Raw genomic sequence first — 516 nt, 5'->3', positions numbered from 1 at the left:
GCCGGCCTCACGCGGCAGGTAGAACTCCCCTTCCACGCCGCCGCCCTTGCCCGGGCGGACCCGCAGGAACCGCCGCCCGTAATCGGCCCGCTCATCCCGTTCTTCCCCGTCGGGGTCCAGCACCGCCCGCAGGTGGCGGCCGGCCTTGGCGACCTCCGCCGCCCCGGCCTTGCCGGCCAGGTCCACCAAGATCGGCTCCGCCAGGGTGGCTTGCTCGTCGGTTAGTCCGGCGACGGCGGCGCAGATGGCCTCCACCACCCCGGCCGCCAGCTCCCCTGTGGCGAACTTCTCCCGCACCTTGGGGAGGCGCGGCAGTTCCGCGCCCAGGGTGAGCAGGCGGCCCGCACCACCCACCGTCATCCCGGCGGCGGTGCGTAGCCAGCAGCGGGTGGAGGCATGGCCATGCTGCCTGGCCTGACCTGCTCGGTGGACCCGGCCGACGCGGTCGGCCAGGGCGCTGGTGATCCGATCCCGGGCGAACAGCAACTCCTCCGCCTCGGCCAGGCACATGTCCAC

The 516-nt window shown here is 74.2% G+C and carries 1 protein-coding gene; it reads right to left on the bottom strand.

Features of this window, described 5'->3' with window-relative positions; translation table 11 throughout:
* Nucleotides 1-516 (bottom strand): DUF222 domain-containing protein (locus tag FLV34_RS39705; RefSeq protein WP_147945632.1); only part of this gene is annotated, 516 nt, incomplete at both ends.

The sequence above is a fragment of the Microbispora sp. CSR-4 genome (assembly GCF_008033685.1).
Lineage (GTDB): Bacteria > Actinomycetota > Actinomycetes > Streptosporangiales > Streptosporangiaceae > Microbispora.
The sequence above is the reverse complement of the archived record's forward strand: the minus strand, read 5'-3'. Positions and strand labels throughout refer to the sequence as shown.